Origin of the sequence: Sphingomonas phyllosphaerae, assembly GCF_029623345.1 — a bacterium.
In the GTDB taxonomy this organism is placed as follows: Bacteria; Pseudomonadota; Alphaproteobacteria; order Sphingomonadales; family Sphingomonadaceae; genus Sphingomonas; species Sphingomonas phyllosphaerae_C.
Genome location: NZ_JAPYKH010000015.1, coordinates 19,430 through 45,963 on the forward strand (window position 1 = coordinate 19,430; position 26,534 = coordinate 45,963).

Sequence of the window (26,534 nt, forward strand, 5' to 3'; positions counted from 1 at the left end):
GTCAGACCTCGATCACGCTGGGCTGGATCTCGCCGTTGCTGCCGAGCCCGAGGATGCGCACGGCCTCGCGCCCGTTCTCGTCCTCCTCGTCGAACATGGCGCGCAGCGATGATGTGGTGCTGAGGGCGAAGTGCCGGATCTCCTGCTGGCACTGCCGCGAGAAGCTGGCGGGAAGACTGCCGTTCGCGACCCGCATGAGGTACTCGAACAGCAACGGACGGAGCTCGAGCGACCGAATCGGCGGCCCGGACATGAACTTCGGGAGCGCGATCCCTAGCGTCGGACGGCAGGTCACCGGATCGAGCGTCAGCCGCACGCTCACCCCCGACGTGGTGACGCGGTCGACGCCGCTGATCGTCGACACGCGGCCGGAGGGGTCGTCGGTTCGGCCGATCGTGCCCGCGAACCAGAGCCGGTCCTCGTCATTCGTCATCATGCCGCTGAACGCCCGGTTCAGCCCGCGGACGAGCTGGCGGGTGAACGGGTCGATGACCTCCTTCCCCTTTTTGCTGATCAGGGCATCGAGCAGATCGAGGTACTCGCCGCCGTGCTGGAAGATCGTCAGCCTCCAAGGGCTGGCCGCCTCGAGCGGCGGGTGCTCTGGCAACCGGAAGAACGCGCGTCGACGCTGCGTCTCCAGGGCTGCACGGAACTCCCGGACGACACCGGTCTCGGCCCCGCCCAGCGCGAAGTACGCCTTCCGCTGTGGCGTGAACAAGTTGATCCCGTACGTCGGCTCGTGCTCGAAGATCATGTCGTGGAGCGCCTTGGGCTCCCCCTGCACGAGCATCGCATCGATCAGGTTGTTCGTCTCGTAGCCGACGCCGAGAAGCTCGAAAACGTTGAACACGCGGTTCGCGCGCCGACGCTCGGGACGCAGGTTCAGGCCCGCGGCGTTGTTGTAGGGGTTTGTGCACCCGTATTCCCTCTTGGCCGCCCGCTTGCGCGCGGTGGCGCAGTCGAGAAGCGGCCGATCCGGGTTCCGGGCGTCACCGAGCAGTATGTTGACCACGAGGACCAGCAGTTGCCGAATGGGCACGTGCTGGTCGTTCGCTGCGGCCAACCTGAGCGACTGGCGGATGCGGTTCCTGAACGGTGATCGCGCATCCCCGCCGTCGAGCAGCAGCGCGCGATTGAGCTGGATCGGGCAGGGATTGCCGCCGTTGGACGACGGGCATGCATCGCACGCTCCCCAGCCCGGATGGTCTAGCACGGCATCGAAGATGCCATCGACCACCTTCTCGCTCCAGGTCCGGCTCAGGTTGAATAGGCGCAAGGATAATTCGGCGAGGTCCTCGCGCTCCTCGCGAAGCATCTTGGCGACGCTCTGTTGGAGACGTCGTGAACTCGCGGCTGCGCCCGGCCTCTGGGCGGCGTCGCGAAAGTACTTCAGCAACTGCCCGTCGTTCGCGGCGACCAGGTAGAGCCGTTCGGGCGATTGTCCAAGGAGCGCCGCGGAGAGCGCCTCCAGCTCCGCCTCCTTCTCGGTATCGGATATCTCGCTGAGGTCGCGGATGATGCGGAGCTCTCGTCCCGGCGCGAGTTCGAGGGACAGCACGCCGGCCTCGCCAGGCCATTCCGCCTCTCGTCCGGGGAACCGCTCCATGAAGAACTGGCGGATGTGGAAGGTCTTGCCGTCGCCAGCGGTGCCGGTGAGGATGACGTTCAGTCCGTCATCCAGCAGCGTGCGCTTGACTTCGTCGAGCCGCGCCGCCGGCGTCGTGATGCCTTTGACCCCGTAGGTTCGCTCCGCCTGGCGCACGTTCTCGTCGCAGAGGCTGTCAGAGGTGGCGACCGGTCCGAACGTCCGCAGGAAGTCGACGAGCTGGTTGTCGGTCTGAGTCACAGGTGGCACACGGCGCAGCCGTCCTCGTTCTTGGCGCGGACCGTGCGGCGCGGCATCTGTTCGACGTCATCAAGCGACCGACCGTCCACCCAGGTGTATTGGCGACCGCGCTTTAACGTCTCGTACTTTTTGGCGCGCTCGTAGAGTTCCGGGTGCCGTTCCTTCAGACCCTGCCATTCCCCGATTTGTTGGTAGAAGCAGAAGTAACAGCCCGACCGGCTGCGCCACTCGTAATAGTCCGGAAGCCCGATACCGGCGCTGTCCAGGATGCGGCTAACCTCGGCGATGTCGATCGCGTCGTCTCGATACGGGTAGACGGGGGTGATGTTTGGCCGCTCCGAGATGACCACCGGCTTCGCGCCCGCCGTCCCCGTGCCGAGATATCCCGACCGGTTCTCGTCGGCGCGGATGCCGATGTAGGAATAGGCGCGATCCGTCCCCACGAACCGCTCGAACGGGGCGATTTTCATGACCCGCGTGCACCAGCGCGCGCGCGGGCTGGGAAGGAAGCCGGCGAAGTGCTCGAAAAGCGCGATGTCGAAGGCAGTCCGGCCGGGTTTCTCCGGCACGTCGAAGAGATCCATCGCCGACACGCGGTGGATCTCTATCCCGAGCACGTTCTCAAGCCGGTCAAGATAGTCGTAGGTCTCGGGAAGCTCGACGCCAGTGTCGGAGAAGACGTACTCGAACTTCACCTCGGGATTGCGTTGACGAAGGTAGACCGCGAGCGCGGACGAGTCCTTCCCTCCGGATACGGGCACGATGTGCCTCGCGTCCTTGTCCGCGATGGCTTCGTCGGTGTGGGCAATCGATATGGTCATCGCGCTCCCCCCTGCTTCTTGAATCCCGGCCCCGATGTCTCGGGTAGCCGGTCGATCTTGGCAAGTAGCAGGCTCAACTCGTTGATCCTCGCCGAGATGATCGGACGCAGGTGCTCCTGCGGCTCCGCCGTGTCGAGCGCGGCGGTCTCGATGCGTTCCCGCGTTTCCCGGAGCGCCGCGCGGAACTGCACGGCGGTGCGGTCGTCCCACTTGTCTAGGGAGCGCTGAAGGAGGATCGAACTCAGCAACGCGGCGAACGACTTGGGTGAGAAGCGGCCGTTGGCCGTCTCGACTGCTTTGCGCAGCACGGCCTTGTCGCTGATCCTCAGATCGCCGCGCTCGTCCATGGCCTTGGCGTCGAAGCAGGCGGCCCAACCGCGTACCGCCTCGAGCAGGGTGGATTGGTCACCTCCGGCGCGAAACGCCTCCTCGACCGTCTGCATTGCCTCCTCCGCGAACTCGTCGGCGAGACCGTCGATCCGCTTCCGGGCCAGCTCCAAGTTTGCGATGATCGCGCCGTCCGGCCCCTTGCCGCCGAAGGCCCCCGGAATGCCGGTCAACAGTAGGTCGACCGGATCCTTGCTGCCGTCGATGGCGCGCAGCAGCGCCTTCGCGGGCGCGTCCAGCTTCTGGGTGCGCTTGGACCCTTCGGGAACCCCCATTCGCCAGCGGGCGATCGCGTCGAAGGCGGAGCGGAAGAGTTCGTCGTCGGCGTTGGGATGCTCGTGGCTGAATGCGTAGGTCAGCTCGCGCAGGTAGTTGATCAACTTCAGTTCGGGCTGTTCGACGCGGACGGCGATTGCATCCGGCGCGGTGATGAGCTGGTCGAACTGGAAGCCCAACAGGTCGGGAAGGTAGACCCCGTCCTGGTAGAGGGCGACCGTCCGCGCGAAGCGCTTGTACCCCGCTGCGATGAGAAGCGGCAGCACGGCCCTAGGCACGCCGTTCGGCCGTCCGGTCAGCGTGGTGATCAGTCCGGTGAGCGGCTTGCCGCGCGACGTGGTGGGGTCACGGAAGAAGTGGGCGATCTCCAGCCAAGCGGCGTGCAGCCCTTGTCCCTCGATCTCGTCAGGATCGGCGAAGCGCCAGCTCGCACCATCCTGCAGGTGGAGCCCGGTCCGCTCCAGCACCGTGCGGTAAATCGAGCCCTCGGCACTCTTGTCGTCCGGACCATAGCCGAGCCGCTCCCGCGCATGCTGCTCCAGGATGGCGCCAACCACCCTGACGCGGGCCGTCTGCATCGTGCGCGAGGCGTGCTCGCGCATCAGCTGCTCGTTCGCGATGGCGGGCGTCAGGCCATACCAGTCGTCCAGCAGCTGCGAGGCCGCCATCGATGCGGGGCGGTCCCCGGAGACAGGAAGCCGCTCGCCTGCCGACCACCAGGTCGCGCTCCCGCCCCGTGGGTCGAGAAGCGACCGCATCAGCGCAGCCAGTTGCTCGAAGGCGACAGACTCCAGCTCGTTCAGTTCAGTCGAGACCATGGGGTCGCTTGCGAGCAAGTCCCGATCCGCGCGCAGCGCCTCCAGTGCGAGCACCTCGACCGCCGCGCTCTCGATCTCGACGGGCCTTGACGGGATCACGAGGATCGTGCCCTCGTGATCCATCTTGCGAGCCGCAGCGGTTGCGATGCCGATTTCAGTCCGGTTCCGGGCGAGGACGTACTCGACCCGCGGCACGGCGCTCTCCTGGAGCGCATCGATATCCGCCACCGCGACATAGCCACCCGCAAAGAAGCGGTTCACGCCATAGCGAGCATTATGGCCAGGCGTGCGCAGATTCGGCGCCGGGAAGCGCTCCTCAAGAAAGCTCTGGAGGTCGAAGCCGATGGCCTGCCGCTCGCGCTCTTCCTTCACGCGGAGCGAGACGTCGATGTCGGCGCCATGCCACACCGCCACGTCGTCGTTGTGACGCCGCCAAAGGAGGAGGTTGGCCTCCAGCAGGTCGTCGATCGCCTTCGAAATTTCTGCCGGCCCGGTTCCAGGCCGCAGGAGCGCCAGCTCCAGCACGGATCGGGGCAGCCGACGCCTTTCGCCGCTTGTCCCCAGCTGGAGTACGCATGCGGCGGCGAGGGCCTCACGCTGGAGCGGGGTATGCGCGCGGGAGCGCGCGCTCTCCGTTTCCAACCACCGTTTGTAGACGCCGCCGATGCCGACATCGCTGCGCAGCGCGTCAGCGAAAGCGGTGTAGACTTCCTCGATCCCGACCGCCTCGTTGAGATCCGTCTCGCGGAGGAAGGCGAACAGGCTACGCTCGTTCTGGCCGACGCGAGCGACGAGCGTGGGCAGGATCTGCAGGGCGCCCGGAGTTAGCGGACGCGCATCCGCGAGCACCTGTGCGACCTTCGCGTCGTCGGCCATGTCGTCGAGCCAGCGCGCCGCGCGCACCTTGTCGACGATGCCGGGCGGCGTCTTCTCCTTCGACGCCGCCGGGCGGAGACCTCCAACGACATGTGCGATCAGCTGGTAGATCTCCTGGCTGTCCTCGACCATGCGAACCGCGGCGAAGCGACCCTCGACCTTGCGCCACTCGCTGCGCGTTGTCTCGTTGAGGCGCGCCGCGTAAGCCAGCAGGTTCTGGTGCAGCAGCAGCGTCAGGCTCATCGTCGGGCCGTTCGCCCGGACGCATCGCTCGGCCAACCGCTGGAGGATGTCGAGCTCGTCAGGCCGGCCTTCGCCGACCAGGCCCTCGAGATGGCGCCCGAACTCGTCCCAGATGATCGAGACGTGATCCCATCCGCCTTCGCGGAACGCCTTCCCGAAGCCCTCCACGGTCTGCGGTGCCTTGGCCATGCTCGCCGACCGCGCGATCACCGCCAAGGGATCGGGTTCATAACCCGAGAGCACGACCACCAGGCCGCTGCGACGTGAGTCCAGTCTATCTCGGATCTGGTGGCCGATCTCGGGCGCGAGTTCGTCGACCGCATCGACCATGCTGGCGACAACCTGCCTGTCGCCCTCGCCGTTGCGAACGGCGAGAGCCGCGACGCCTGCGGCAAGGCTTTTCCCGCTGCCATACGGCGCGATGACCATCGTCGCGGCGTTGGGCTGCAGCACGGCGCCGAGGACGGCCGCGGCGCGACGGGTCGGGCGGTAATGACTGAAGCGGGTAGGGTCGCCGAGATCCTCGGCAAGGCTCATCGATCGGAAGAAGCTGTCCTCGATCACGCCGCCTTCGCCTTCGACTTTTCGATTCGCGCGTAGAGCTCGCCGAGCCAGGATGCGGGTGCGTGCGGAGCGAGGACCAGCTGCCGCTCGCCCGCGGACGTTTCCACGCCGATCCCGTCGACCCACCGCTTTCTCCCGATCTCTCCAACCATCTCCTCGATGGCGTCCAGTCCCATGCATAGCACCCGCCCAGGCCCGCCACGGGCCGACGCCAGATCCCTGAGTGTCAGCGCCGACTTCTCCATGTCGGCCGCCAGCAGGCTGGCCGACGCCAGGAACGCCTCCACGGGGACGGCGTGGGGGTTCCTGGTCCGCTCGAACCGGTTGACCGCATCATGGCGGACGACGAGTCCGAGTTCGCGCAGGGGGCAGGCGCCGACGTCATCCGGGTCCACCACGTCGACGCCAGGGCGCGCCGCGTACGAGCTGATGAGGCAGGCGATTTCGCGCTGGGCCGCGGCCGGTGTCGCCGGGCGGATCGCGTGGCTCCGGGTGTGCTGGAGGAAGGCGTCGGTGCAGGCGATGCGGTCGAAGATCCGGTCGTGATAGTCGTTGAAGAACCACGACCAGACAGTCCCCTCGCGTCGCGCCATGGCCAGGTGCAGGAACCACCACGTGCCTGGGTATTCGAAAAAGGGGTCGTTCTGCTGGATCGACAGCGCGAGTTCGCTTGGGGCCATCGGTCCACGCGCGTTCTCGTTCTGTTCCCCGAGGCCGGTCATGTCCAGCCAGTAGCCGAGCGAGTCGACCATCTTCGACCCGAGGCCTAGCTCGTCCGCGGTGTCAGTGTTCGCGACGAACGTGCCGTCGCGCACCAGCCGCCCAACGCCTTTCGGGAACCACCCGTATCGCACCGGGAACGTGGCGTGGCCTCCGTACTGGAAGCGGATGGGCTTGCTCATACTGCTCTACTCACTTCTCGGCAGACGCGCTCGATGGCGGCGATCGCCCGGTCGATCTCGACCTCGGTGTTCATCGGGGAGGTGGACAAGCGCACCGTCGAGAATGCCTGGGCTTCGGTCAGCCCCATGGCGACCAGCACGTGCGATGGTGTCGGGCGCATGCTGGAGCAGGCGGAGCCCTGCGAGACGAGAATGCCCTGCGCGTCCAGACGCGCCACGATCTCCATTGCGTCCCGGCCCTCGAAGCGGATGCTTGTCGTGTTCGGCAGCCGCGAGGCTCCGACGCCATTCACGGCGGCGCCGTCCACGCTGCTAACAATGGAAGCTTCCAGGCGGTCGCGAAGGATCCGCATCCTGCCGACGTCGGCGTCCAGCTGATCGGCGCGCTCCGCGCAGGCGGCCCCCATCCCGGCGATCAGTGGCAGGGCCTCGGTTCCGGCGCGCCTGCGGCCTTCCTGATCGCCGCCATAGAGCAGCGGGTGGATACGGTCTTCGCCATCGCACAGTAGGATTGCCCCAGTTCCCATCGGGCCGTGAAGCTTGTGGGCGGAGACGCTAGCCGCATGCGCGCCTCCGTCGCCTAGGACCAACGGGAGCTTGCCGAATGATTGTGCGGCGTCCGTATGGAAGAGGATGTCACCGCGGTTGGCGACCAGGCGCGCGATCTCCTGTATGGGTTGAACGACGCCCGTCTCGCTGTTCGCCGTCTGGACCGAAAGGACGATTGCGCCGCGAACCGCGCCGAGATGCCTCTCCAGCTCGTCAAATGCGACGACGCCATCCCCACCAACCGGCAGCCGAATTACAGAGATCCCGTCGCGCTGTAGAGCCGCCGAGGGAGAGAGCACCGATGGATGCTCAACTGCCGTCGTGATCAGCGTAGCTCGCAATGCGCGGGCCGCGTGCAGCACGGTGTTGTTGGCCTCCGTGCAACCTGAGGTGAACACCACGCCGTCGTCGAACACGCCCTCAGCCAACGCGGCCACCGCGTCTCTCGCGCGTGTGATCGTTTCGCGCGCCTCGGCGCCTCCGGCATGAGCGCTGGAAGGATTCGTACCGGCAGCGAGTCCGGCCATCACGGCGTCGACTACCCGGCGGGTGACTGGCGCATTGGCGTTCGCATCAAGGTTGATGCCCTTCATCTCCGCGAGGCGCGTAGAGATGGGGCTTGCGCAGCCCTTCTTCTCACTCATGGCGTTGCCGAACATCAAACCTCATTTGCGGTCCGCTTATAGGTTGGACCGGGGCAGGCCGCCAAGCGATATGGCGCAAGCGATGAACAGCTTTCCCGCCAGTTTCACGCGGCGCCTCACGCCCAGCTGGGCGCCCGACTGATGACGGCGCTGGACGTGGGTGAACGGCAGGCTTGGCCGCTTTACCGCTGTGCTGCCGCGCCGGCTCACGCGCGACTGGAAGATACGAGCAGAGGCGAAGTCGCTCAAAGGAATCATGCGATTGAGGAGAAGGTTTCGTCGATTCAGTCCTGATCGACTTCTGGAAGGGAAAAGAGATTGGTCACCTCAGTACGCTCACGTCCAGTCGCTTTCCGTCCAGGGGGGGGGGCTCCATCAGGCTGGCTTTCATTGCCTCCTGAAAGTCCTCGTTCGTAACGATAATCGGATCGGCGAGCAGTCGACTATAGCTCAGATTATCGCGGGCCGGCTCTTAGTGTCAGCACGAAATGCAAGATTGTCGAAGAACGACGTCTCGAAGTCCTCAGCCGCGCTATCATCGGCCCATATGTCCGGCCATCGCGGTCAACATTACGGAGCGGGGTACCGCTCCACCGCTTCAGGATTTGTGAGGCTTCGAGTGCGCGCGGCGATGAAGGCTTCGAAACGCTGCGTACGGTTCGGGATCTCCCTGGCGTCAAATTGGTGCGTCGACAGGAACGTCTCCATAGACGCCACATGATCCGAGATCGCGCGGTGGACCTCGCGACGACCGGCATGGCCTTGAAGCCGACCACCCAGCATCAATAGCTGTCGGCCTCGTTTCTCGTCCCTGCTGACGATGCGGCTCCTTACGCGATCCGCATAGGCGTTCGGCATTTATCGACCGAAAACCGTGTCGATCGAATATGGTGAGAGGGAGGTACGATAAATTTTGGCACTTGATGGTCGCGATTGATCGGATACGGAGCCCTCCAGAGCGCTGAGGAGGCTGAAGCCGAAACCGTTCGTCTCCGGGCTGGCGTGGCTCACGCCCGCCGATCCGGCGAGAGCGGCGGAAAGCTGGTCCCGATGTGCGGGTTGGATCTGGAAGGCGTCAAAGGTGAAGAGTCGTGGGGGCTGCGGCCGGTGGCAGAGAACCCCCGCAAAAAAAGTCGCGGAACGTATCGATCTTGTGCCTAACCACCACCCCACCGACATCTACTGCCTTCGCCAGCACAGCCTGTATGTAAGCGGAGGGCGCATCATGACGCCCGGCTAACCTTACCATCAGCTCGTGCCTGGAGCTTCCGGGGTTCGCGGAGCCGACGAACCAGACCGGATGGGTCCGATGGACGAACCGGAATAGCTTGGTGTGGAAGTGGACGGGGCTGCTATCGACGATGGCGACGACCAAATCGACGAACTTTTCGGCAAGCAGGCGCGAGCGGACCCGGCGCATGTCGTCCCAAGGCTTCGGGATCGACGTCTTCGCGTCCAAGCCCATGACGAAACGGATGCGGCAGTTCTTGCGCGAGCGCTTGGGAATGCCGGTGCACAACTTCACCAAGGGGTCCACGCTGTAGAAGTCGCCGAACATGGTGACTTCTGTCGCGTTCACGATCTCCCGCTTGAGAGCCTCCTCTAGTTGGTCGTGATCGATGTCGTCGCCGAGAGCGAAGCGGTGTGGCCGCGCGACGTAGATCGTTGGTGAGACCGTCATAGCTCTGGGCACCGACGTTCCTCTCAGATCACCATCGTTCTCCGAAGAGGTGCTGCACGTGCGAAAGCGAGGCCGGCACGACAGGATCCGAGCAGGTCATGCCCAGATAAGTGGCCGCGCGGGTCGCGCCGACGTAAATGTACTTGTCGAAGAGGTCGGGCTCGCGCTTCTCGAGCCGGTCGATGTCGATGAAGAAGACGGCCTCGAACTCAAGTCCCTTGATGTGCTCGACCTCAAATACTCGGACGTCGTTCTCCTGTCCCATGACTTGGCCGTCAGGACATGCGACCGCACGGATGTTGCGCTCCTCGAGAACATCGCTCAGGCCAGCCGCGAGCGGGGCCATGCTCGTGCGGTCGTTTACCAGCACGGCGATGGAGGGCAGTTGTCCGGAAAAGTCCTCGATTTCGCAGATCCTCGCCGCCAACCAGTCGATCAGCTCCGGCATATCGCAGAGGTTCGCCCCGAAGACCGGCTTCACGCCCTCATTTTCGAGATGCTCGGGCATTCGGGTCGCGGCGTTCCCGTCCGTTGCCGCGAGCGCACCCGCGAGTTCGTTCAGCCTGCGGCTCTGGCGGTAGGCGACATCGATCTCTCGCACCGCAATGTCGGGAAAGATCCAGCGGAGATGGTCGGTCGATCTCGCCCCCCAGACGGTCAGTCGCTGGTTGAAGTCGCCACACGCAAAGAACGAGTTGGTCCAAGGGCTGCCCAGCGCCGCCATGCAGGCAAGCTGTATCGGGGAAAAGTCGGTAGCTTCGTCGACGAGGATCTGGTTGCGTTGCAGGCGCGTGACGTCTCCGAGGATCTGTGGAGTTTGATCTCCGAGACGGCGCATGAGGTTAGTATCATTATGCATCGCAGCGGCATTGCGCAGCATGCCCAGCAAAATTACGTCGATCTCGAGGGGAGTGACTTCACCGATCTTCAACTGACTCTCGCGGTACCAACGACCTTCAGCCATTCGAGCTCTGCGGAACCCGCGATAGCGTGCGGGAACCCCCTTCACCAGCGCGGTGGGGCCGGCGAGAAGCAGTCGTGCCGCCCGCTGCACGACCACCAATTCGCCGACCTCGGCCATGTTCGGGATGGTTACCCCTCGCTCGGCGAGCCACTGCAGGATCTTACCTGCGCGACTTGTCCGTGCGACAGGCCTTTTCCTTGCCTCGCTGACCGCACGGGCGCGGAGCGCCTTCAGGAACGCGTCCTGCGCCGCCCTGCGTCCCTGCTGTGGCACCTCATCTTCGTCATCGCCCTCGTCCTCGGAATCATCCTCATCCAGATCCGGTGAGAGGGTCGAAATGAAGCGCGCTAGGTCGTCGAGGAGCGTCTGATCGGAGGCGACGAGCTTGGCGAGAGGGCGCCGCAGACGTTGTCGGACCTCCTCGTTGAGCCCGCTGACGGCCTTGCGCAGATCGTCGAACACGGTCGAGACGGAGGCGAGGGCCAGCACCGGGCGTGAAGAGCCGCTGGAGAGAAGCGCGAGGGCTCGACCGCCAATCCTTGCGATCGCCGGATCGGCCGCGCTCGCCACCGTCTCCGCTTGCGAGCGGACCTGCTCAAGGAAGGTGGTCGCCTGGAACAGATCGAAGTCCTCGAACCACGCAATCTGGTCGGTGATCGTCGCCGGCAGCAGCGCCTCGACGCGCTCGTTGATGACAAGCGATCCGCCAGAGGCCGATCGCAGGATCGGCAGCGAGCGCCGAGCAAGATCCCGGCGGTGATCGCTCCACGTGCGGATGCGCTGTTCGGGTGCGGCGACGCCCTCACGCGCGAACGCCTCTTTGACGTACTGCTTAAGCAGCTCCGTCGGCGTAAACATGAGCCAGGACTGATTGTGCGGCGGGGCACCGCTGCTGCCCGCGTCCGCCAGTTCCTGCTCCTCTTCCGATAGGAACTCGAAATCGATCTTCTGGCGAAGGCGCCTCACCAAGGTCGTGGTCTTCCCGGTCCCCGGCGGACCGAGGATCGCAAGACGGCTGTCGAGTGGAAGCCGAAAGATCTCGTCTTGGAACTTGTCGAGGATTGGCTGGTCACGCAGCTGCATCGCCGTGAGCACGGCCCTACGCAGGCCCTCCACGACGTTTGCCGCCTCGTCGTCATCCGCTAGCTGGCGCTCGAGCGCGTCGAGGTCGTCATCGTCGTAACCGGCCGCCGCAAGGAGTTCGCGCAACGAGGTAATGGTGAGCGGGCCACGCCCCTCGGACTGAAACACCGTAGGCCGTGAGTCCCATAGACCCCCGGTACACGCCGGCTTGAAGACGGACTTCTCGACGACCTCGAGATCGACGAATCCGGATGGAAGCCGGATCCGAGCGAACTCCCCCACTGGCAGTGCGGCCAAGCGGCCTTTGGGCCCAAGGCTGCTGCATAGCTGAACGCCGTGGCAGGTCACCGGCGTTGCCCGACATATGTACAGGGTTTCCCGCCTATCGTTCTCGTCGGCGACCACTACGCGGGCGATCGCGGGTTCGTCGCGAAGGTGGCGGTACGCCGAAGCGAGTTCTGCTTGCGCCCGGCCGAGGTTCTCGACGGCCTTGGCGGCGTTCATCCCGTTAATGCTCGCAAAGGCCTCGACGCCGGCGCTTCTCTGCCCCGACAGCGCGAGAGCCGCCCCGACGATCCGCTCGAACGTCGCGAGTGCGTCCTCGGCGAGGTCTCGCAGGATCACGGATCGGTTTGCCTCTGCTCTATCAGCAGGATTCGTCGCCACCATTCCGCCCCCCCAATGTTGCCTTGTAGCGAATTGAGCGCAGACAGTCGTAGATCGCAAGAACTTACGTGTCTGGCGGCGATCTCAACCGTTCGGTTGCCGTCTGGGTGCCTGCAAGCTGATCCGGTTGTGAGGTCGTCGCCTCGATGACCGGCACCGCGGCGTCCGGACGAAAGTACATGATGAGTGCGCTCTCGAGCTAGGCGGCGACGGCATGTTCGATCGGCTTAGAGCTGAAGACTCGCGTCGAGGGGCGATGACCAGTGGGCCGCCGCTCTCCCTCAATTTCATCCGCGGGCGATCAGCGTCACCAGACGTCACGAGTTGGCAGATTGCGACCCGATCGGCGCCATCGAAAAGGATCTCCGTACTTGACGGCGTTTGGGCGCGGCTCGTGCAACGCGCTCGCCACGCGTTCTGCGGCGGCAGCACCGTCGTGCGACAGTGCCAGACCTAATGCGACGACCTTCGGATGCTCCGCACCGAAGCAGTCTGTCCCGCGCACTGATGTGACGGTACCAGCCGCCCGAGCGACCGCGATGCCGAAGGCGCCGGAAGTTGCATCAGGATCCTTGGCGTCCGTGGTTTCCTCGATCTCGGCAGCCTTCCGGTCCGGTCGTGGCAGCTACAGCAAGGATCTGCTCTAACGCGACACCGCCCCCCCTGCTGCTGCGCAATTCCGGGTTTCACCAAGAAGAAGGATAAACTTCTACTCTCTAATCAGCCGCAATCATGCGAAGGCCCTGTCTAAGTTCCAACTCGTTAGCAGATTTGGGCAGCTCAGTCTTGTGACACCGTCATCAGCTGTGATGGGTACGGGGCGGCCAAGCCGCTCAGCTGATCCCAAGGACTTGATAGCCATTGCTAGTAGTCGTCATCATGGAGAATGACAGGCATCGCTTTGGGATGAACCGGAGCTACGATCGCGTTCGGCTCCGTCGTGAGAAGTCCATACGCGTTGCCGTGCTCCGTCGGCCGCCAAAAGCGAGCGAACGCGAAGATCGGCCGGCTTGGTACGTCAAACCAGTGGAGTGGCTTCTTGCCGTCCTCGCCAGGAGCAATCCCGTACTCGGAGAAGGAGGTAACGGGCACCAAGCAGCGACGCGCCAGCGTGGTCAGCATTGATCGCCAGAAGCTGGGACTGAGATTCCGCACGTTGGTCACGTACTTCGTCAGCTTGACCGATGGATCTCGCTTGTTGGGCACCTGGGTTGGCACGCCCCACTCCATGCGCCCGAGCCGGCGATCGTCGCCGTCCTTCACGATCACAGCGCCATAGAAGGGCGTCTTCTTGCAAGTGGGAAAGATGCCGTCGGCGGAGAAAGTCTCGTCGGGCTCATAGGGCGGCCGGATGCCAAACGTCGCCATCACCTCGGCCTGCTTGGCCGTGAGCCGATAGATGGGGTGATTGCGGTTCACACTCTTCGACGCGCACCGTGATCTGGGCCGGCATGGGGCCGGCAGAGCGGAGGGTGGTATGTTGCAGTATGTTGGGCTCGACGTCGTCGGAGGCGCGATGACGATCACGACCGATCTCAGCCGCGAGCTGGCGACGGCTTCCGCGGCGCTGCTGGATGAACCAGGAGCGACGGTTGGCCCGCTGCTCGCGACCATGCTTCGCCGGGCGGAGAGCGCAGAAGCAGGTTTAGCGCAGGCTGCGGCCCGCGCGCGCCAGATCCGTGCCGAGCTGGCGGCTCTGCAGGCAGCAGGGCAGCACGACCCACTGACGGGCCTGACAAACAGGAAGGGCTTCGAGGACCGCCTCGCCGGCGACCTCACGAGCCCAGTCTGCCTCGCTCTCGTCGATGTAGATGGTCTCCGCGGCATCAACGTGAGCCAATCGCCAGCAGTCGGTGACCGCCTTTTGAAGGTGGTGGCGCGCGCGCTCGCTGATCAGTGCCGCAGCCACCTCGTCAGTCGCTGGGAAGGCGGCACCGTTGCGCTGCTCGGCGAGGGAATGGACCTGCACGCGGCGGGTGAGATGGTCACCGCGGCATGCGAGATGATTGGAGCGCGCGAGATGAAGGTGCGAGAGAGCGACGAGCCGCTAGGCAGGATCTCGCTCTCAGCTGGCGTGGTCACTGCTCGCGGCCGAGACGCCCCTTCTCTGATTAAGGCGGCGCAGCAACAGCTTCGACGCGCCAAGCAGGCAGGTCCCCGTGGGATCGCAACGGAGGCTTTTGTAACGCCGATCTTACGTGAAAGGGGATGTCACGAGCTTCTAGTTGCCGTAGCGATTGACGGAGCCTTGCCTGCTCGGCGGGATAGACCCTTTGCAAAAGCGAACGGAGGCTTTTTTCCGGATGACCGGCTTAGTGGAGGAGATCCAAGCACACGCGATCGATCGAAACGCATCGGTTGCGGACCTGCTGAGGAAGGTAAAGCTCGCGGCTGTAAAGCTGAAGCTTAGCGATGCAGTTGGATGGGTAGATCAGGAGCTGAACGGCTGCGCCTATGACGCGGAAATCCCCGAGTATCGAGTCATCCGAGGCAGCATCTTCAGCCATTCGCCCTATCATGGCCAGAGAGAGCTGTCCGGTGATCCAGAAACAATCGTAAAGCTATCTACCCAGGAACTTCGTGAGCCGATCGCCTCGCTCGAAGACTTAGTAGCAGCTAAAGAACCCAGCACCTTGATGATTAAGCTTGACGAGGCTGTCATCCACCGCATCGGTCAAGCGAATGGTGGCAGGCACTTCCCAATCTATATCCATTTTACCTCTAGCGTACTGGTCTCCATCATCGATCGATTGCGCAATATGGCGTTCGACTGGGCCGTAGCGCTCGAGCAACAAGGGATCCTTGGTGAAGGAATCACCTTCTCAGTCGCAGAAAAGGAGAAAGCCGCAACGGCCGCTATGACAATCAATATTGGCACATTAAGCGGCGGGTTACATCAGGCGAACGTGACAGGAGATGGCAACCGAACCAACGTAAGCTCTGATTTTTCGACAAGAGAGAACTATGGCGTCCTCAACGACCTTAAAAGAAAGATCGAAAATGAAATCACGGATAAAGGTGACCAGCAGGCCATGCTGGCTCTGGTTGAGGAGCTGAAGAGAAGCGAGGGAAGGGCGGAGTTTAAGCTGCCGTTCGCAAACCTGATGGAATATGCGGCAAACTACGCAACTGTGCTCGGACCCTTTCTGCCAGCGTGGCTAAAATGCTGCCAGTATAGGGCTTTCAGATAAAAGCATTGTCATCGTAGCCCACACTATCGACTTTCGAGATCTCGCCGCTTAGCTGTAAATCAACATTCGTACTATTTGTAGGCTCAGATACCAAGGACAGTCGCAAGCCTGTCAGCGATAGGCGTAGCCACATCCTGCGCCTGAACGGCGGCCTCTTTGATGGCCAAAGCGTCTCGTCCCTCTAGCCTCCGATCACTGACTGCCTCTAGAACATCGGAAAGATCCATAAAAATCTCGATCGGTAGTCCAGGCAATTGTAGAAGGCGCGTCGCCGTAGTGGCGTATGCCGTAAACTGCGCACGTAGCTTATTTGTGTCACCGCCATCGACCTCCCGAGACCGGTAATACCTAGCCGCGTCCACGATGTCCTGCATCAGCATGTAGGTGCGCGTTGTGACATCTTCCTCCCACCTAGACCTGGCTTGCTGACCTTCCTTAAGCGTGCGCTGCGCGCGCCTACGGTCGAGATAATAGAATGCCGCCGCAGTACCCGCGCCGGAAAGGCCGCCGATTGCGCCAAACCAGTCTGCTACACTTCCCCATTCAACCGGCATATCGACCTTCCACTCATAGAGTGCTGCACTTGATCTCACGCACCTGATTAACAGGATCAGCGAATGAGGGTAGCTTATGCTGCAGCGATCGTTGAGGTATGTTGAAGCTGAATCGATGAACCGTGGTGCTCGGTCCTTGACCGACGCGCTTGAATAGCGGAACAAATGGGGAGCGAGTAGAGTCTAGTCCCTTGTGTTCGCCGCCCTCGATCCCCTCTCCGTGCTCGAGACGGCGGGGTGAGTGGCGCCCCGCCAATCTGGGGGGGAGGAAGAGCAGCGAGGCGCCAATCGAACCGCGGCTATCGGGGTCGGCTACGGTCACTCTCAGAACCTCGCCCACGCCGCACCGTTCCCGTGGAGCAAGAAAAAACAACACCTTACACCCGCTTGGACCACCTGCGCCGGGGTCGCGGTTGCTGATTGCTTTAGCGCTTCCGGTCATGCGGCCAACGCAGGCCGTACCTGTGCGGGCTTCGTGAAGGCGGACAGGTTCTCGACTCAGTACAAAATACCCGTTTTGTACTGAGTAGCTGGTGCGAGGCGGCTACGTGCGTCCGCTCAGGTCGAGCTGCCAGCGCCGGTAAACGAAGCCGAAAGCGCCGTCTGCCAGCTCCTCATACTCGATCGGCTTACCCGCCACATAGACGGTATGCAGGGTAGGCGAGGGCTGCTGTACCCGGCCGTTGAGCCCGCAAGCTTCCCAATTCGACACCGACACGTAGGCGCGGCCGCGACCATCCTCGTGTGGTAGCGACAACAGGCGGCGCTTGGCATCGAGCGTGCCGGCATTGCTCATGCGGTCGTGCGTGGGATTGACGATGATATCTGCCGCCTTCATCGCGGCTCGCGCCTCTTCGTCGACGAAGGCCGGCCGCAAGCGGCCCTGGACGATGTTGAGCTCGCCGCAGATCAACGCGAAGATTGAGCCGTGCTCACTTCGCAGTGTGCGTCGCGGGATCTTACGGCGAAACGCGACCAGGCCGGGGCTGGCACGATGACACGCTTCAAGGCTGGTGCTGAACGCCTGTCGACCGAACCGGTGCAACGCGCCGTCCCCGAGGATCGCGTACATGGCATGCGAACGGCCAAGCTCGTAGCGGCGGCGGCCATCGTAGTGCACCTCGGTCACCAGCACGCCTTGGCGTGGATCTTCGGCCACCTCCCGCGCTAGCCAGTGAAGCTGTTTACGCGAGTGCACGGCGTAGCCGGCAGTGACTAGCACGTCAGGGCGGTACCAGTCGGCCGCGGCAAGGATGAGGCGAACGCGGTCGCCGGGCGGCAGCATCATGTCCGGGCCACATCGAGCAAAGGAGAGGGTGCCGAGCTGGAGCCGACGGGCGGGCACCATCAATACTCGCTTGCCAGCATGATGGTCAGCAGCCGCATCGTCACTGAAGGATCGAGCGGATCCGGCGAGGCAAAGCGCATCTCGCGATCGAAGTAGTCGATTTTCCAGAACAGGCGCTCGCCCCCGAAGTTTAAGGCGCCAAAGTCGTGCTCGCCATGCGGATCATTGTCGGGCGTGAACGCGGCAAAGGCTTGCACCAGCTTCAGAATGTACGGCAGCGCCTCCTGTCCAAACGCGAACACGCCATCGGTACAAACCACTGTTCCCGTGGACAGCCGGCGACGAAAGGCATCATTGAGCCGCGCCATCGACGTTGGCGCCTCAGAGCCGGGAGCGTGCGTAATCGGCTTCGCAGTCATGCGAATTCTCCCATTTGTCAGTGGTGTGAAGGTCGTTGGCGCTCAGACCAGCCGGACCAGGCGGCGCTGCGCGTCGCGATCGCCTTGGATATAGCGCTCAGTGGTGGTCAGGTGGCGGTGGCCGGCGAGTTCCTGCACGTCGCGCAAGGATCCTCCGCTTCGTGCCAGCAGCCGCGCCGATCGCGTAATGAAGGTGCGGCGCCCCGAGTGTGAGGAGCAGCCCGCGAGGTCCAACTGAGCGTACGTGGCCGCAAACCAGTTGACGATGCTGCGCGGGCGCATGTGCGTGCCCCGCTCAGATCGTATCACGGGCCCGCTTCGTGGCCTCTGTAGCTCGGTATGTAGGATGCGCAGCGCATCTTTCAGCTCACCGTTAAGCGGCACATGGCGTGCTGTGCCGTTCTTGGCGATGCTTCCAGCTATCAACAACTGGTCGCCGACGCGACCGTTTGGCTGTAGCACCATAGACCAGTCGAGCCCGGCGATCTCACAGGCGCGTAGGCCGGCCTTGAAACTGAGCAGGACGATGACATGGTTGCGTGACGCATGCCGAAGAGCTCGTACGTGCCTGATTAGACGACGCACGTCAGCATGCTCCAGCACCCGAGCAGGGTGGGACATGATAACCTCCAACTTTCGTAATTACGACGCCGCCGCCGCAGCATTAACATACCACAGCACGGGCAATCGGTCAAAAGCAGCGACTTAATCGCAAGCTGCTCATAGCTTCGGGAGATGAACTACCTGTATGCGGTCAGTAATTGATCGGAGTTCAGAGGCTTGTCATTATCAATGACCGCCAAGATGCTCCCGACCGTTTGATTCGCTCCTTCCAAGGGTACTTAATGGTCGATTGCGGCCTCTCTGCTTTCGGGTGGACGGTCAGGTAAGCCAGCCGTCCGTTTCAGAAGCAGGAAACAGGCTTGATCGCCTGCTGGGGTGGATAGCTGCCCGTCCGATATCGAGCAGCCGGATGAGAGAACCGGACGTTCGTTTAGCGGGCAGGGCAGGGGTCAATCGCCGGCCGAGGGTGGATATCTGCCCGTCCGTGTGTGGACGCCCCTCCGGATGCAAGGGGGTGGCGGAGAGATTTTAGCGCGCGGGTTCAGCTGCTTCCGTGTGTCCGGCCTGTTGATGCAGCCTTCATCACGGCTGCTGGCCTGAATGGAGATCGCGGATCGGGTCCAAACCGCTTTCGCGCGCTCGAGGCGCTTGGACAGTGCACTGGTTATCCCGACCCCGTCTGCTGACCGTTGCGCCATTCCTCTCTGCTGACCTTCCCTGCGTCCCTGACGCCTCAAGCCTTGGCGGTTACGCCGCGGCAGGAGCTCTGTAGGTGCCGCCGTGCGCCATCAGCGCCCAGACGATCCGTGCCATCTTGTTCGCGAACGCGACGGTGACCAGCATGCGCGGCTTGCGCGCGAGCATGCCTGCCAACCACGCGCTGGCCTTGTCGGGCTCGCGCGCCGCGACCTTGGTTGCCGAGCTTGCCCCCAGGATCAGCAGGCGTCGCAAGCTGCGCTCGCCCATCTTGGTTGTACGTCCCAGCCGTTCCTTGCCGCCGCTCGAATGCTGCCGCGGAACGAGGCCGAGCCAGGCTGCGAAGTCGCGTCCCCGCCGGAAGGTGCTGGCGGCCGGCGCTAGCGCCACCAGCGCGGTCGCTGTCACGGGGCCGACACCGGGGATCGTCATCAGCCGCTTCGCGACCGGGTTCGCCTTCGCCCGGCTCGCGATCTCACGGTCGAGGAGGGCGATCTGCGCCTGCAGCCCCTGTAAGCCCTGCGCGATGACGGCTAGCACTGGCCGCGCCACTGCCGGCACGTCGGACGCCGGGTCGGCGACGATCTCGACGAGCTTGGCGACGTGACCGACACCCTGACGGACAATGTAGCCAAACTCGTTGAGGTGCCCGCGCAGGGCATTGATCAGCTGGGTTCGCTGGCGCACGAGCAGGTCGCGCGTGCGGAACACGACCGCCGAAGCCTGCGCTTCAGCGCTCTTACCTTGAACAAACCGCATCGTCGGTCGTTGCGCTGCCTCGCAGATCGCCTCCGCGTCGGCCATGTCGTTCTTCTGCCGTTTGACGAACGGCTTCACGTACGCCGGCGGGATCAGCCTGGTGTCGTGCCCGACCGCGGCGAGCTCCCGCGCCCAGTAGTGCGCACTCGCGCACGCCTCCATCGCGACGACGCACCGCGGCAAGGTCGAGAAGAAGGGCAGTACCTGATCCCGTCGTAGCTTCTTGCGAAACACGACCCCGCCGCTCGCATCCGCGCCGTGGACCTGAAAAACCGACTTCGCCAGATCGATGCCGACTGTGCTAACCTCACTCACGGACGCCTCCTGCAGTGGTGTTTCAACACCTCCACTTCTGGCACATCGATGCCGTCAGGGGGCGTCCACCCCAACGCTTTTGGGCGAAGGTCGAGAAAACCGGCCGATCGTTCAGCAGGCAGGGGAGGGGGTCGATCGCCGGCCAACGGGTGGTGAAGGTGTTGTCAAAGCAACCGCACCTGATCCGACGCTGGCGAGTTTCTTCCCCGTTCGCTTGCTCGATAGCAGGCGAACGAAGTCGATCTCGAAACCAACTCGAGAGAGTTCGCGGCATCTGACAGTCTTACGATAATAGCTGAACCGCCCAGCGAAGCGCAAGCCTCCGGCGCCAGGATAGATGGTGCGTTTCGTTCGGCGTAGCCTCTTTAAAAATCAAGCCCGCGCCGCTCGACCTCAGCCGAAAGCGCGTCCATCGCGGGATCTCCATCGTCCCAGGTCGTGTTCGACCACTCGGTGATAAGCTCCTGATCGCTCATTTCGGCGAGCGCTTCGGGCGTAAGCGGGGGCGAGTCGTCGGGCACATGATGATAGTACGCTTCATCAGCTGCTTAACCCACAACAAAGGGGCGGAGTACTGCTGGTTTTTTCCGGATCCAGTACCTACATACGTTCCATCGCCGGCTTTGAAATGTAAGCGTCGGCGGCTGAGAGACCTATGTGCTCCCGCTCTGGTGGGAGATGACCGTGGACCTCAATTACATCCTCGCCCGCGAGCAGGTGTCTCTCTACAATGCGAGCATCGCGACAAACGGGCCCGCGCGGATCGCGCACGAAGGGCTGGCAGCGGGGTACGGTCGCCTTCTTGCGGGTCAATCCTTCCCGAACCGCAAGCTGATTATAGAACCGGACACCCTGCCGCTCGTCGTGAAAATAGCGCCGGTCCCTGCCGATGGCGCATCTGGTGAAGTCAAGTGAGCCGGGCCATAAACGTCAACCTCACAGAGGCGACCGTCCGCGGCCTGGCAGCCGATCATCAGGCATCGATCAGCGCGTTAGAACCCCTGCCGTCCGGCGGTACTCGGGTGGTGTTTTCGCGCGCGATCGACGCCGAACAGATGCGTGTCATCTTCTCGGGTTGTATCATGCGAGGCGAGATCTCGCGTACTAAGTGGGCCAGCCATGGTGAATGATCACGATACACCTCCTCACCATCGAAGGTGGACTCAAACCGACATCACGGCATTGCGGGGGCTAGTACTGCGGGGCGCCTCAGCCGGAGAGATAAGCGCTTCGATGGAGCGACCACTGGACAACGTAGATCGCATGTTGGTGCGCTTGCGGCTGGTCCGCAGCGAACAGCACTACGTCTGAAGTGATCAGCTCTTGTGGACCGCAGTCCGTCATCCTCCTATCTTGCTGGCATGGCCATACCAGGCACGGTCGAGGTCAGCATCGGCACTCGCAGCGGAACGCTGACCTAAATTACCGAAACTCCGTCCACATCGAACGCCCCGCCTCCACCAGCTTCGTGACGATCCACCGCATCGCCTTAAGCGCCAGCCCGTGCGGCTTGCCGCGTGCGGTCTCCGCCGCGGTCCAGAAGGTCACCAGCATCTCATGATTGGGCAGGTAGGGGTGCAGCAAGCGCAGGGCTAGGCGGGTCGCGGGTACGCAGACATCCTCGTCTCGCGCACGCCGGCTGGCATCGTCAAGCACCGCCAGCGCCAGGTTCATCAGCAGCGCCGGCGATCAGCGTGCCCGGCTCTCGAGATCGTCGTGCCCCAAAAAAAGCTGCAATGTTATTATACGAGAGCAATCCTAGTGAGTTCGGGGTATAGCCGCACGGGCCGTTCCCCAGACGGCGCCCCCGTGATTCGGCGCGCTCCAGTCCCCTGTCGCGTCGGATCACACCTGGGACGAGGAAGCACGCATGGTTCTCGATGTGGCCCTGCGTGGCGGGTTTGTCCTCCTCAATGTGACCGCATCCGACCCCCGCTGTGTGCGATTAGTCCCCTCGGCAGCGATCGACCTGGCGATGCGGTTGCTAGCTGCGGCTATGGATGCTGACGAGACCGACAACGCGATATCATCGAGCGACTTCAATCCCGTGCCCTTTGAAGATCCGGCATGCGACTTCGACCAATGACTGGCTTCCGTGTGGTCATCGGTGACACTGAAGCCACGAGTGAAGGTGTTGAGCGCCACGCCACCTACTCCAAGGCAAGAAAATCAGCCCTACGATCGGCCGTAAACATCCTGCTGGAGAGACGATCCAGCACGGCGCCCCTGGTTGCCAAATGCGTCGTAACAAACGAACAATCGGGAACAACACGAGAGTTCACCGTTCAGATTGTGGTTAGCGGAGATAAGTTAAATCATCTGGCCGGACATGGCTAATCAGACCTAGGTTGAACTAACCAATGGGTTTCGCAGATACCAACTTCCGTCTATGTAGTACACTTCGCGCCCATCATTGGTGGCAGTCTTCGGCCCACGGCAGTGCAGCCCTCTTCCCGGCTCCACACCACCGATTTTGTACTTCTCCATCAACTTATAAAGGGTTGTTCTGCCAATCTGTAAACGCTTGGCGGCCTGAGAAAGGTTGTAGCCGCATCCCCGTAAGGCTTCTTCTATTGCTATGCGCTGCGCATAAGCCAGCGTTCCCTGCACGTTGTGCTTCTCGCCCGCCATGCCGCACCCCGAAACTTAGATTTGGCTTGGATGCTATAATCACGAATGCAACATGAATTGATCCGTATCAACGAAGGTGCCGATCATTCCTTACAAGTTAATCCGCTACAGCTAAGCTGAGACCAGCGGCGTCCATCACCGCGGCGCCGGCATGCCACCAGCTTAAGGATTCGCCAAATTGCCTCGGGCCGGCTCATCGGCTCGTGAGCGGCGGTGCCACGGCCAACCATCAGCACGATCCAGCCACCATCCGACATGCTTACCCTCGATGAACGCGACTTCTCCGAGCGAGCCGGTTATGATCGCCGCATGGTCATACCAAGCATGATCGTGGTCGGCATCGGCAGCGCCATAGGCACTACGATCGCGATGACACGCAATCTGGAGCTATTCGACCCTGAGCAGCGGAAGCGGAAGGCCACCTGCTCGCTGCTAGGGAGGAGCGCGCGGGCGAGGCCGTGATCTGGTCAACAACCTGCCGTCGCGCGCGGGGCCCGTGCCGTGCGGCAAGAGCCGTGGCGTTCCGTTTCATGTCATTGTGATTCAGGAAGCGCAGTTGGCCAAAAATAGATTCGCAGCTTGAGCATCGCGACTGCCAGCTCGGTATGGTGATCTCTTTCGGGAACAATTTGATGTTATGCCTGTCTGTCAGCTACCTGCCCGCTGCGCTGACACTGCGAGCTGGTCGAGCTTCCACGAGCTGATCTCCAGGAGGAGTCCCCGTTAGCTTTCGTTGAAGGCACTGAGTGGGGCACGCGCTTGGCTATGCGCTGTCCTCACGACAGCCTCGCGACCGGTGACGTAGGCGATGCGCTGGGCTAACGCCCGGTCGAGAACTCGCGCCTGCCGTTCAGGCGACGAGACCGGGCGATGCTGCGATTTCGACAGACGCGCACCTTACAGAAGTTCGCCTCGGTCCATGCCAACGTCCGCAACCACTTCAACCACGAACGCCATCTCGTCGAGGCAAGCTTACAAGCAGCGCCGCTCCGCGGCGCGGGAAGAGTGGCAAACACTCGCTAGCTGATACGCCACCGACCAAGGCCAAAGTGCGTCATGCCGATACGATTGCGTTAGCCTGATAGGGCCCGTAGGTGATCCGGTTGGCGTTGCTGATTTACGTCCCATCGGGCAGTATCGGGTGCCTTCACCCCGAGAGCAAGAACGTGCGCCTTGCCGCGTTAGGTTTGCGATCCGCGAGATCCGTCAGCCGGCCAACCGCTAGGCGGCACTGGCATGAAGCCATTGACCCACGCATCAAGTTCATCCAACCACTCGCTAAGCTCAAGCGCGCGAGGCGGCGTTAGGAACAAATATGCCTCATCGAAAAGGGCTCGTGCCCCTTCTGCAAACGCCCGGTGCACAATCAGTTCGGCCGAGGTGTGCACGCCACCCCCCACTACGCTACTCATAGCTTACGCACCCCGGCCGAAAGGGCTCAGCCTCTGGGGCGAGCTCACTACGGCTGTTGCACAATAAACGGACGCTAATCTTAAACCACGTTTATATTGGGAAACTTTAATAATCAGGGCGGAGCGAGGATAGCTCAGCCTGGCGGCGGCGCAACGGCGATGGCCAACCTTTTCACAAGATTATTAATACCATTTGGCTTGATTGATGCGGTCCTGCGCCTTCCACTTGACATAGGCATCCTCAGGCGTCTGCCTGCCAAGCAGCCTCATAGTCCTTCTGCGAACTCGTCGCCGCGCTGAAGGCGGCGACATAACGGTCGAGGACAAAGCGATCGTACAGCTGACGCTTGCCGGTGCGGGGGCACTCGCCATCGAGCGCTCTCAGCGTGGGCTTACTGATCGAAAGGTATTCGGACGCGATCTCTACGAAGATGAGGCGCGGAAAACGAATTCTCTATAAGACTTGAGGGAGCGTGATCGCCGCTTATGAACCGCCCTAGCTCCATGCGGCGGCAACCTCGACCTAATCGCCGGCTGCACCTCCGTTGGCGTGCCGCTGCGATGTGCCGACGGCGGGGGTGTCGACGCCGTTGATGAGGATGGCGCAGATCAGGGTACCCGCCTGATTGATCACAACGACCTTGAGAAGCCCGTCCGCCCAGAAGGCGCCGTCCACGATCTTCAGCACCTGACCAGCGATCTCGACTGCCAGCGACTTCGCTTCTGCGGGGCCAGGTAGCTCCTCGGTCTTTCTGCCGATCTCAGCAGAGCGATCGTAGATGACGAATTGATACTCGGGCATGGGCGTCCAATCAGCCGCCGCACGTCAGCACTCTACGAGCGAACCTGCATCGCGACGCATCGAGGGTGTGACCCGGCGCGAGCAGGGGGGGGGCGCGAACGCCGGGTCACGGGGGAGCGCCGCTTCGTTGGCGGTCGCACCATTGTAAGCGCACCTACTGCAACATTGCTCCGTGATAATAAGCAAACGGTATGAGCGAGATCAAGTCGCTTTGTTGCTGCACGTCGTTTCCGGACCAGAGCAGCGGCTAGGCCGCCTGCACCACACTGATCGCATTGCCGCCGGTCTGCGTGATATCGCATTGCCGCCGGTCTGCGTGATAACGTCCTCCAGATAGCACAGCTAGCGGGCGGGGGCCGATGATGGGCGGCCATGCCCGCTCCAATCATCAGGATGGAAGCGAATTAGACAGCCTGCCGGCGATCTAGCGCTTAGCAAACCTCGTCCCGTCCCGCCGCGGCATCCAAGTCGCTCATGCGGATAGCTGTGAGGATCTGGTAGGCGACATGCCTAGGCGCCGCGCTGGCGTAGGCTCGGTCAGACCAAACGCACCGGCTACAAGAGCGGTCAAAGGCAAGTGCATCCTAAGGTGCTTCAGCTACTATGCTAAGGACGTCAGTGCCGCGAACTCACTCGAGATGGTTCCGAGATTGCCTACGTTCGCCTGCCATCGAGCAAGCGAACGGCTTGAAAATTCGTCCGCCTCGCGCCAGGTGCGGTTGCTTTGGCAACACCCTCCTGTTTACTTCGGCCCAGTCGCGGGCACTTCCGTTTTCGGGCAGTAGTTACCTATCACTGATCCTAAGTGGGTTAGTACGACCTTGTACGTTTGCCGAAGCGGGCAAACGTCATTCACACCAGCGCTTCGTGCGGAAGACGTCTGCCTGCCACTCGGCGAAACGCTTTTTTACAACATTGATCGAGTATATAGATCCTGGCGTATAAGTGCAGGAGCGTGGTGCTATCTACCCACCGGATCGGAAAGGGCGGGGCGCGTTGCACCAGATCGTTTTCACTAGCAGGGCCGCCCGAAGCCTGTCGAGCGACGACGTGGCACGCCTATGTGATCAAGCGGCGCTCAGGAATGCAGTAGAGGAGATTACCGGACTTTTCCTATATGACGGAGCGCGGTTTTTATCTGCTCTTGAAGGTGAGGTGAAGGTATTGGAAAACACCTTCGCACGGATCATGTCTGATCAACGACATTTCGGTATTGAGATTCTGAGCAGCAGGGAGGTGCGAAATCGAGAGTTTGCTCGATTACCAATGAGTTGTCCGTTGACCAATGATGATCCACGCAGCACCAACGCCGTCGAGGTAGTGAAGTCCTCTGTCGCGGGCTTGTCGGATATCAAGGCTAGGGCATACTTCATCGGGTTTGCAAAACTTTTCAGATGATGGTTTGTAGCATGGCGTTCTCGTTGGAGGACGTCTACGTAGTTCTTTTCCTGCGATGCCGCCGCTGTGGGATGCACCATGGTTGAGATCGGTGATGACAGCGATGTTGCGCTACTCCGCCGCATGGCGCTACAGTGTCGAAATATCGCACGTGCGATCGACGATGGGTCAGCGCAAATGGCTCT

At 62.5% G+C, this 26,534-nt stretch carries 22 protein-coding genes and 1 pseudogene; 6 read left to right on the plus strand and 17 right to left on the minus strand.

Annotated elements, in window-relative coordinates; genetic code table 11:
• Window position 1: 1 nt before the first annotated feature.
• The 8 genes from QBJ89_RS14210 to QBJ89_RS14245 all read right to left on the minus strand — a co-directional run bounded on the left by QBJ89_RS14210 (window position 2) and on the right by QBJ89_RS14245 (window position 13,739).
• Window positions 2–1,846: a hypothetical protein gene (locus tag QBJ89_RS14210; protein ID WP_277981129.1), complete on the minus strand. Its 1,845-nt coding sequence runs from the start codon at window positions 1,844–1,846 to the stop codon at window positions 2–4.
• A complete protein-coding gene (locus QBJ89_RS14215; protein WP_277981130.1) occupies window positions 1,843–2,667 on the minus strand; it encodes a phosphoadenosine phosphosulfate reductase family protein in 825 nt (274 codons plus the stop codon). The genes QBJ89_RS14210 and QBJ89_RS14215 overlap by 4 nt, the downstream gene beginning before the upstream one ends.
• Window positions 2,664–5,831, minus strand: a complete 3,168-nt coding sequence (locus QBJ89_RS14220; RefSeq protein ID WP_277981131.1) for a hypothetical protein — start codon at window positions 5,829–5,831, stop codon at window positions 2,664–2,666. The genes QBJ89_RS14215 and QBJ89_RS14220 overlap by 4 nt, the downstream gene beginning before the upstream one ends.
• Complete coding sequence (locus QBJ89_RS14225; protein WP_277981132.1) at window positions 5,828–6,733, minus strand: DUF4007 family protein; 906 nt, start codon at window positions 6,731–6,733, stop codon at window positions 5,828–5,830. Before QBJ89_RS14225 ends, QBJ89_RS14220 begins: the two co-directional genes overlap by 4 nt.
• Window positions 6,730–7,941, minus strand: coding sequence for a cysteine desulfurase family protein (locus QBJ89_RS14230; protein WP_277981133.1), 1,212 nt, complete (start codon window positions 7,939–7,941; stop codon window positions 6,730–6,732). The genes QBJ89_RS14225 and QBJ89_RS14230 overlap by 4 nt, the downstream gene beginning before the upstream one ends.
• 1,060 nt (window positions 7,942–9,001) lie before the next feature.
• On the minus strand, window positions 9,002–9,607 hold the full coding sequence (locus tag QBJ89_RS14235) for a hypothetical protein (RefSeq protein ID WP_277981134.1): 606 nt from the start codon (window positions 9,605–9,607) through the stop codon (window positions 9,002–9,004).
• Between the two features lie 28 nt (window positions 9,608–9,635).
• The gene (locus QBJ89_RS14240) at window positions 9,636–12,278 is read right to left on the minus strand and encodes an ATP-binding domain-containing protein (protein WP_277981135.1); all 2,643 of its coding nucleotides are present in this window, start codon (window positions 12,276–12,278) and stop codon (window positions 9,636–9,638) included.
• A 906-nt stretch (window positions 12,279–13,184) separates the two neighbouring features.
• The gene (locus QBJ89_RS14245) at window positions 13,185–13,739 is read right to left on the minus strand and encodes an SOS response-associated peptidase family protein (RefSeq protein WP_277981136.1); all 555 of its coding nucleotides are present in this window, start codon (window positions 13,737–13,739) and stop codon (window positions 13,185–13,187) included.
• Window positions 13,740–13,932: 193 nt separating this feature from the next.
• Between QBJ89_RS14245 and QBJ89_RS20245 the strand changes: the two genes are divergently transcribed.
• Both QBJ89_RS20245 and QBJ89_RS14255 read left to right on the plus strand, forming a co-directional pair.
• Window positions 13,933–14,730 carry a GGDEF domain-containing protein gene (locus tag QBJ89_RS20245; protein WP_431522544.1) on the plus strand — a complete coding sequence of 266 codons (798 nt, stop codon included), beginning with the start codon at window positions 13,933–13,935 and terminating at the stop codon, window positions 14,728–14,730.
• On the plus strand, window positions 14,624–15,511 hold the full coding sequence (locus tag QBJ89_RS14255) for a hypothetical protein (RefSeq protein WP_277981138.1): 888 nt from the start codon (window positions 14,624–14,626) through the stop codon (window positions 15,509–15,511). The genes QBJ89_RS20245 and QBJ89_RS14255 overlap by 107 nt, the downstream gene beginning before the upstream one ends.
• 83 nt (window positions 15,512–15,594) lie before the next feature.
• Here the strand turns inward: QBJ89_RS14255 and QBJ89_RS14260 are convergent, their stop codons facing one another.
• The 6 genes from QBJ89_RS14260 to QBJ89_RS14285 all read right to left on the minus strand — a co-directional run bounded on the left by QBJ89_RS14260 (window position 15,595) and on the right by QBJ89_RS14285 (window position 20,627).
• On the minus strand, window positions 15,595–16,065 hold the full coding sequence (locus QBJ89_RS14260) for a hypothetical protein (RefSeq protein ID WP_277981139.1): 471 nt from the start codon (window positions 16,063–16,065) through the stop codon (window positions 15,595–15,597).
• 544 nt (window positions 16,066–16,609) lie between these two features.
• Window positions 16,610–17,353 carry a hypothetical protein gene (locus QBJ89_RS14265; RefSeq protein WP_277981140.1) on the minus strand — a complete coding sequence of 248 codons (744 nt, stop codon included), beginning with the start codon at window positions 17,351–17,353 and terminating at the stop codon, window positions 16,610–16,612.
• Between the two features lie 59 nt (window positions 17,354–17,412).
• Complete coding sequence (locus QBJ89_RS14270; RefSeq protein ID WP_277981141.1) at window positions 17,413–17,721, minus strand: DUF3768 domain-containing protein; 309 nt, start codon at window positions 17,719–17,721, stop codon at window positions 17,413–17,415.
• Between the two features lie 93 nt (window positions 17,722–17,814).
• A complete protein-coding gene (locus QBJ89_RS14275; RefSeq protein ID WP_277981142.1) occupies window positions 17,815–18,393 on the minus strand; it encodes a tyrosine-type recombinase/integrase in 579 nt (192 codons plus the stop codon).
• A 690-nt stretch (window positions 18,394–19,083) separates the two neighbouring features.
• Window positions 19,084–20,106 (minus strand): IS110 family transposase, encoded by a 1,023-nt coding sequence (locus QBJ89_RS14280; RefSeq protein ID WP_277981143.1) that lies wholly within the window; start codon window positions 20,104–20,106, stop codon window positions 19,084–19,086.
• A 365-nt stretch (window positions 20,107–20,471) separates the two neighbouring features.
• Entirely contained in the window at window positions 20,472–20,627 is a 156-nt protein-coding gene (locus tag QBJ89_RS14285; RefSeq protein ID WP_277981144.1) for a hypothetical protein, read from the minus strand.
• A gap of 163 nt (window positions 20,628–20,790) precedes the next feature.
• Between QBJ89_RS14285 and QBJ89_RS14290 the strand changes: the two genes are divergently transcribed.
• On the plus strand, window positions 20,791–21,021 hold the full coding sequence (locus QBJ89_RS14290) for a hypothetical protein (RefSeq protein ID WP_277981145.1): 231 nt from the start codon (window positions 20,791–20,793) through the stop codon (window positions 21,019–21,021).
• 507 nt (window positions 21,022–21,528) lie between these two features.
• Here QBJ89_RS14290 and QBJ89_RS14295 read toward each other — a convergent pair.
• Window positions 21,529–21,780: a hypothetical protein gene (locus QBJ89_RS14295; protein WP_277981146.1), complete on the minus strand. Its 252-nt coding sequence runs from the start codon at window positions 21,778–21,780 to the stop codon at window positions 21,529–21,531.
• Window positions 21,781–21,976: 196 nt separating this feature from the next.
• Here QBJ89_RS14295 and QBJ89_RS14300 point away from each other — a divergent pair, with 196 nt between their 5' ends.
• Window positions 21,977–22,192, plus strand: coding sequence for a hypothetical protein (locus tag QBJ89_RS14300; RefSeq protein WP_277981147.1), 216 nt, complete (start codon window positions 21,977–21,979; stop codon window positions 22,190–22,192).
• Between the two features lie 257 nt (window positions 22,193–22,449).
• On the opposite strand, the gene QBJ89_RS14305 is transcribed toward QBJ89_RS14300, so the two are convergent.
• Window positions 22,450–22,737 (minus strand): helix-turn-helix domain-containing protein, encoded by a 288-nt coding sequence (locus tag QBJ89_RS14305; protein ID WP_277981148.1) that lies wholly within the window; start codon window positions 22,735–22,737, stop codon window positions 22,450–22,452.
• An 828-nt stretch (window positions 22,738–23,565) separates the two neighbouring features.
• Between QBJ89_RS14305 and QBJ89_RS20250 the strand changes: the two are divergent.
• A pseudogene (locus QBJ89_RS20250) lies at window positions 23,566–23,764 on the plus strand (IS6 family transposase); the annotation flags it as partial.
• Between the two features lie 908 nt (window positions 23,765–24,672).
• Here QBJ89_RS20250 and QBJ89_RS14310 read toward each other — a convergent pair.
• Entirely contained in the window at window positions 24,673–24,951 is a 279-nt protein-coding gene (locus tag QBJ89_RS14310) for a hypothetical protein (protein WP_277981149.1), read from the minus strand.
• Window positions 24,952–25,947: 996 nt separating this feature from the next.
• On the opposite strand from QBJ89_RS14310, the gene QBJ89_RS14315 reads away from it, so the two are divergent.
• Window positions 25,948–26,349, plus strand: coding sequence for a BLUF domain-containing protein (locus QBJ89_RS14315; protein ID WP_277981150.1), 402 nt, complete (start codon window positions 25,948–25,950; stop codon window positions 26,347–26,349).
• The last annotated feature ends 185 nt before the right edge of the window (window positions 26,350–26,534 follow it).

Excerpts from the sequence above, each read along its gene's own strand:
- QBJ89_RS14215 (WP_277981130.1), bottom strand. The coding sequence starts at position 2,667 with ATGACCATATCGATTGCCCACACCGACGAAGCCATCGCGGACAAGGAC.
- QBJ89_RS14225 (WP_277981132.1), bottom strand. The coding sequence starts at position 6,733 with ATGAGCAAGCCCATCCGCTTCCAGTACGGAGGCCACGCCACGTTCCCG.
- QBJ89_RS14230 (WP_277981133.1), bottom strand. The coding sequence starts at position 7,941 with ATGTTCGGCAACGCCATGAGTGAGAAGAAGGGCTGCGCAAGCCCCATC.
- QBJ89_RS14235 (WP_277981134.1), bottom strand. The coding sequence starts at position 9,607 with ATGACGGTCTCACCAACGATCTACGTCGCGCGGCCACACCGCTTCGCT.
- QBJ89_RS20245 (WP_431522544.1), top strand. The coding sequence starts at position 13,933 with ATGCTTCGCCGGGCGGAGAGCGCAGAAGCAGGTTTAGCGCAGGCTGCG.
- QBJ89_RS14255 (WP_277981138.1), top strand. The coding sequence starts at position 14,624 with ATGACCGGCTTAGTGGAGGAGATCCAAGCACACGCGATCGATCGAAAC.
- QBJ89_RS14260 (WP_277981139.1), bottom strand. The coding sequence starts at position 16,065 with ATGCCGGTTGAATGGGGAAGTGTAGCAGACTGGTTTGGCGCAATCGGC.
- QBJ89_RS14265 (WP_277981140.1), bottom strand. The coding sequence starts at position 17,353 with ATGATGCTGCCGCCCGGCGACCGCGTTCGCCTCATCCTTGCCGCGGCC.
- QBJ89_RS14270 (WP_277981141.1), bottom strand. The coding sequence starts at position 17,721 with ATGGCGCGGCTCAATGATGCCTTTCGTCGCCGGCTGTCCACGGGAACA.
- QBJ89_RS14275 (WP_277981142.1), bottom strand. The coding sequence starts at position 18,393 with ATGTCCCACCCTGCTCGGGTGCTGGAGCATGCTGACGTGCGTCGTCTA.
- QBJ89_RS14295 (WP_277981146.1), bottom strand. The coding sequence starts at position 21,780 with ATGAACCTGGCGCTGGCGGTGCTTGACGATGCCAGCCGGCGTGCGCGA.
- QBJ89_RS14300 (WP_277981147.1), top strand. The coding sequence starts at position 21,977 with ATGGTTCTCGATGTGGCCCTGCGTGGCGGGTTTGTCCTCCTCAATGTG.
- QBJ89_RS14305 (WP_277981148.1), bottom strand. The coding sequence starts at position 22,737 with ATGGCGGGCGAGAAGCACAACGTGCAGGGAACGCTGGCTTATGCGCAG.
- QBJ89_RS14310 (WP_277981149.1), bottom strand. The coding sequence starts at position 24,951 with ATGCCCGAGTATCAATTCGTCATCTACGATCGCTCTGCTGAGATCGGC.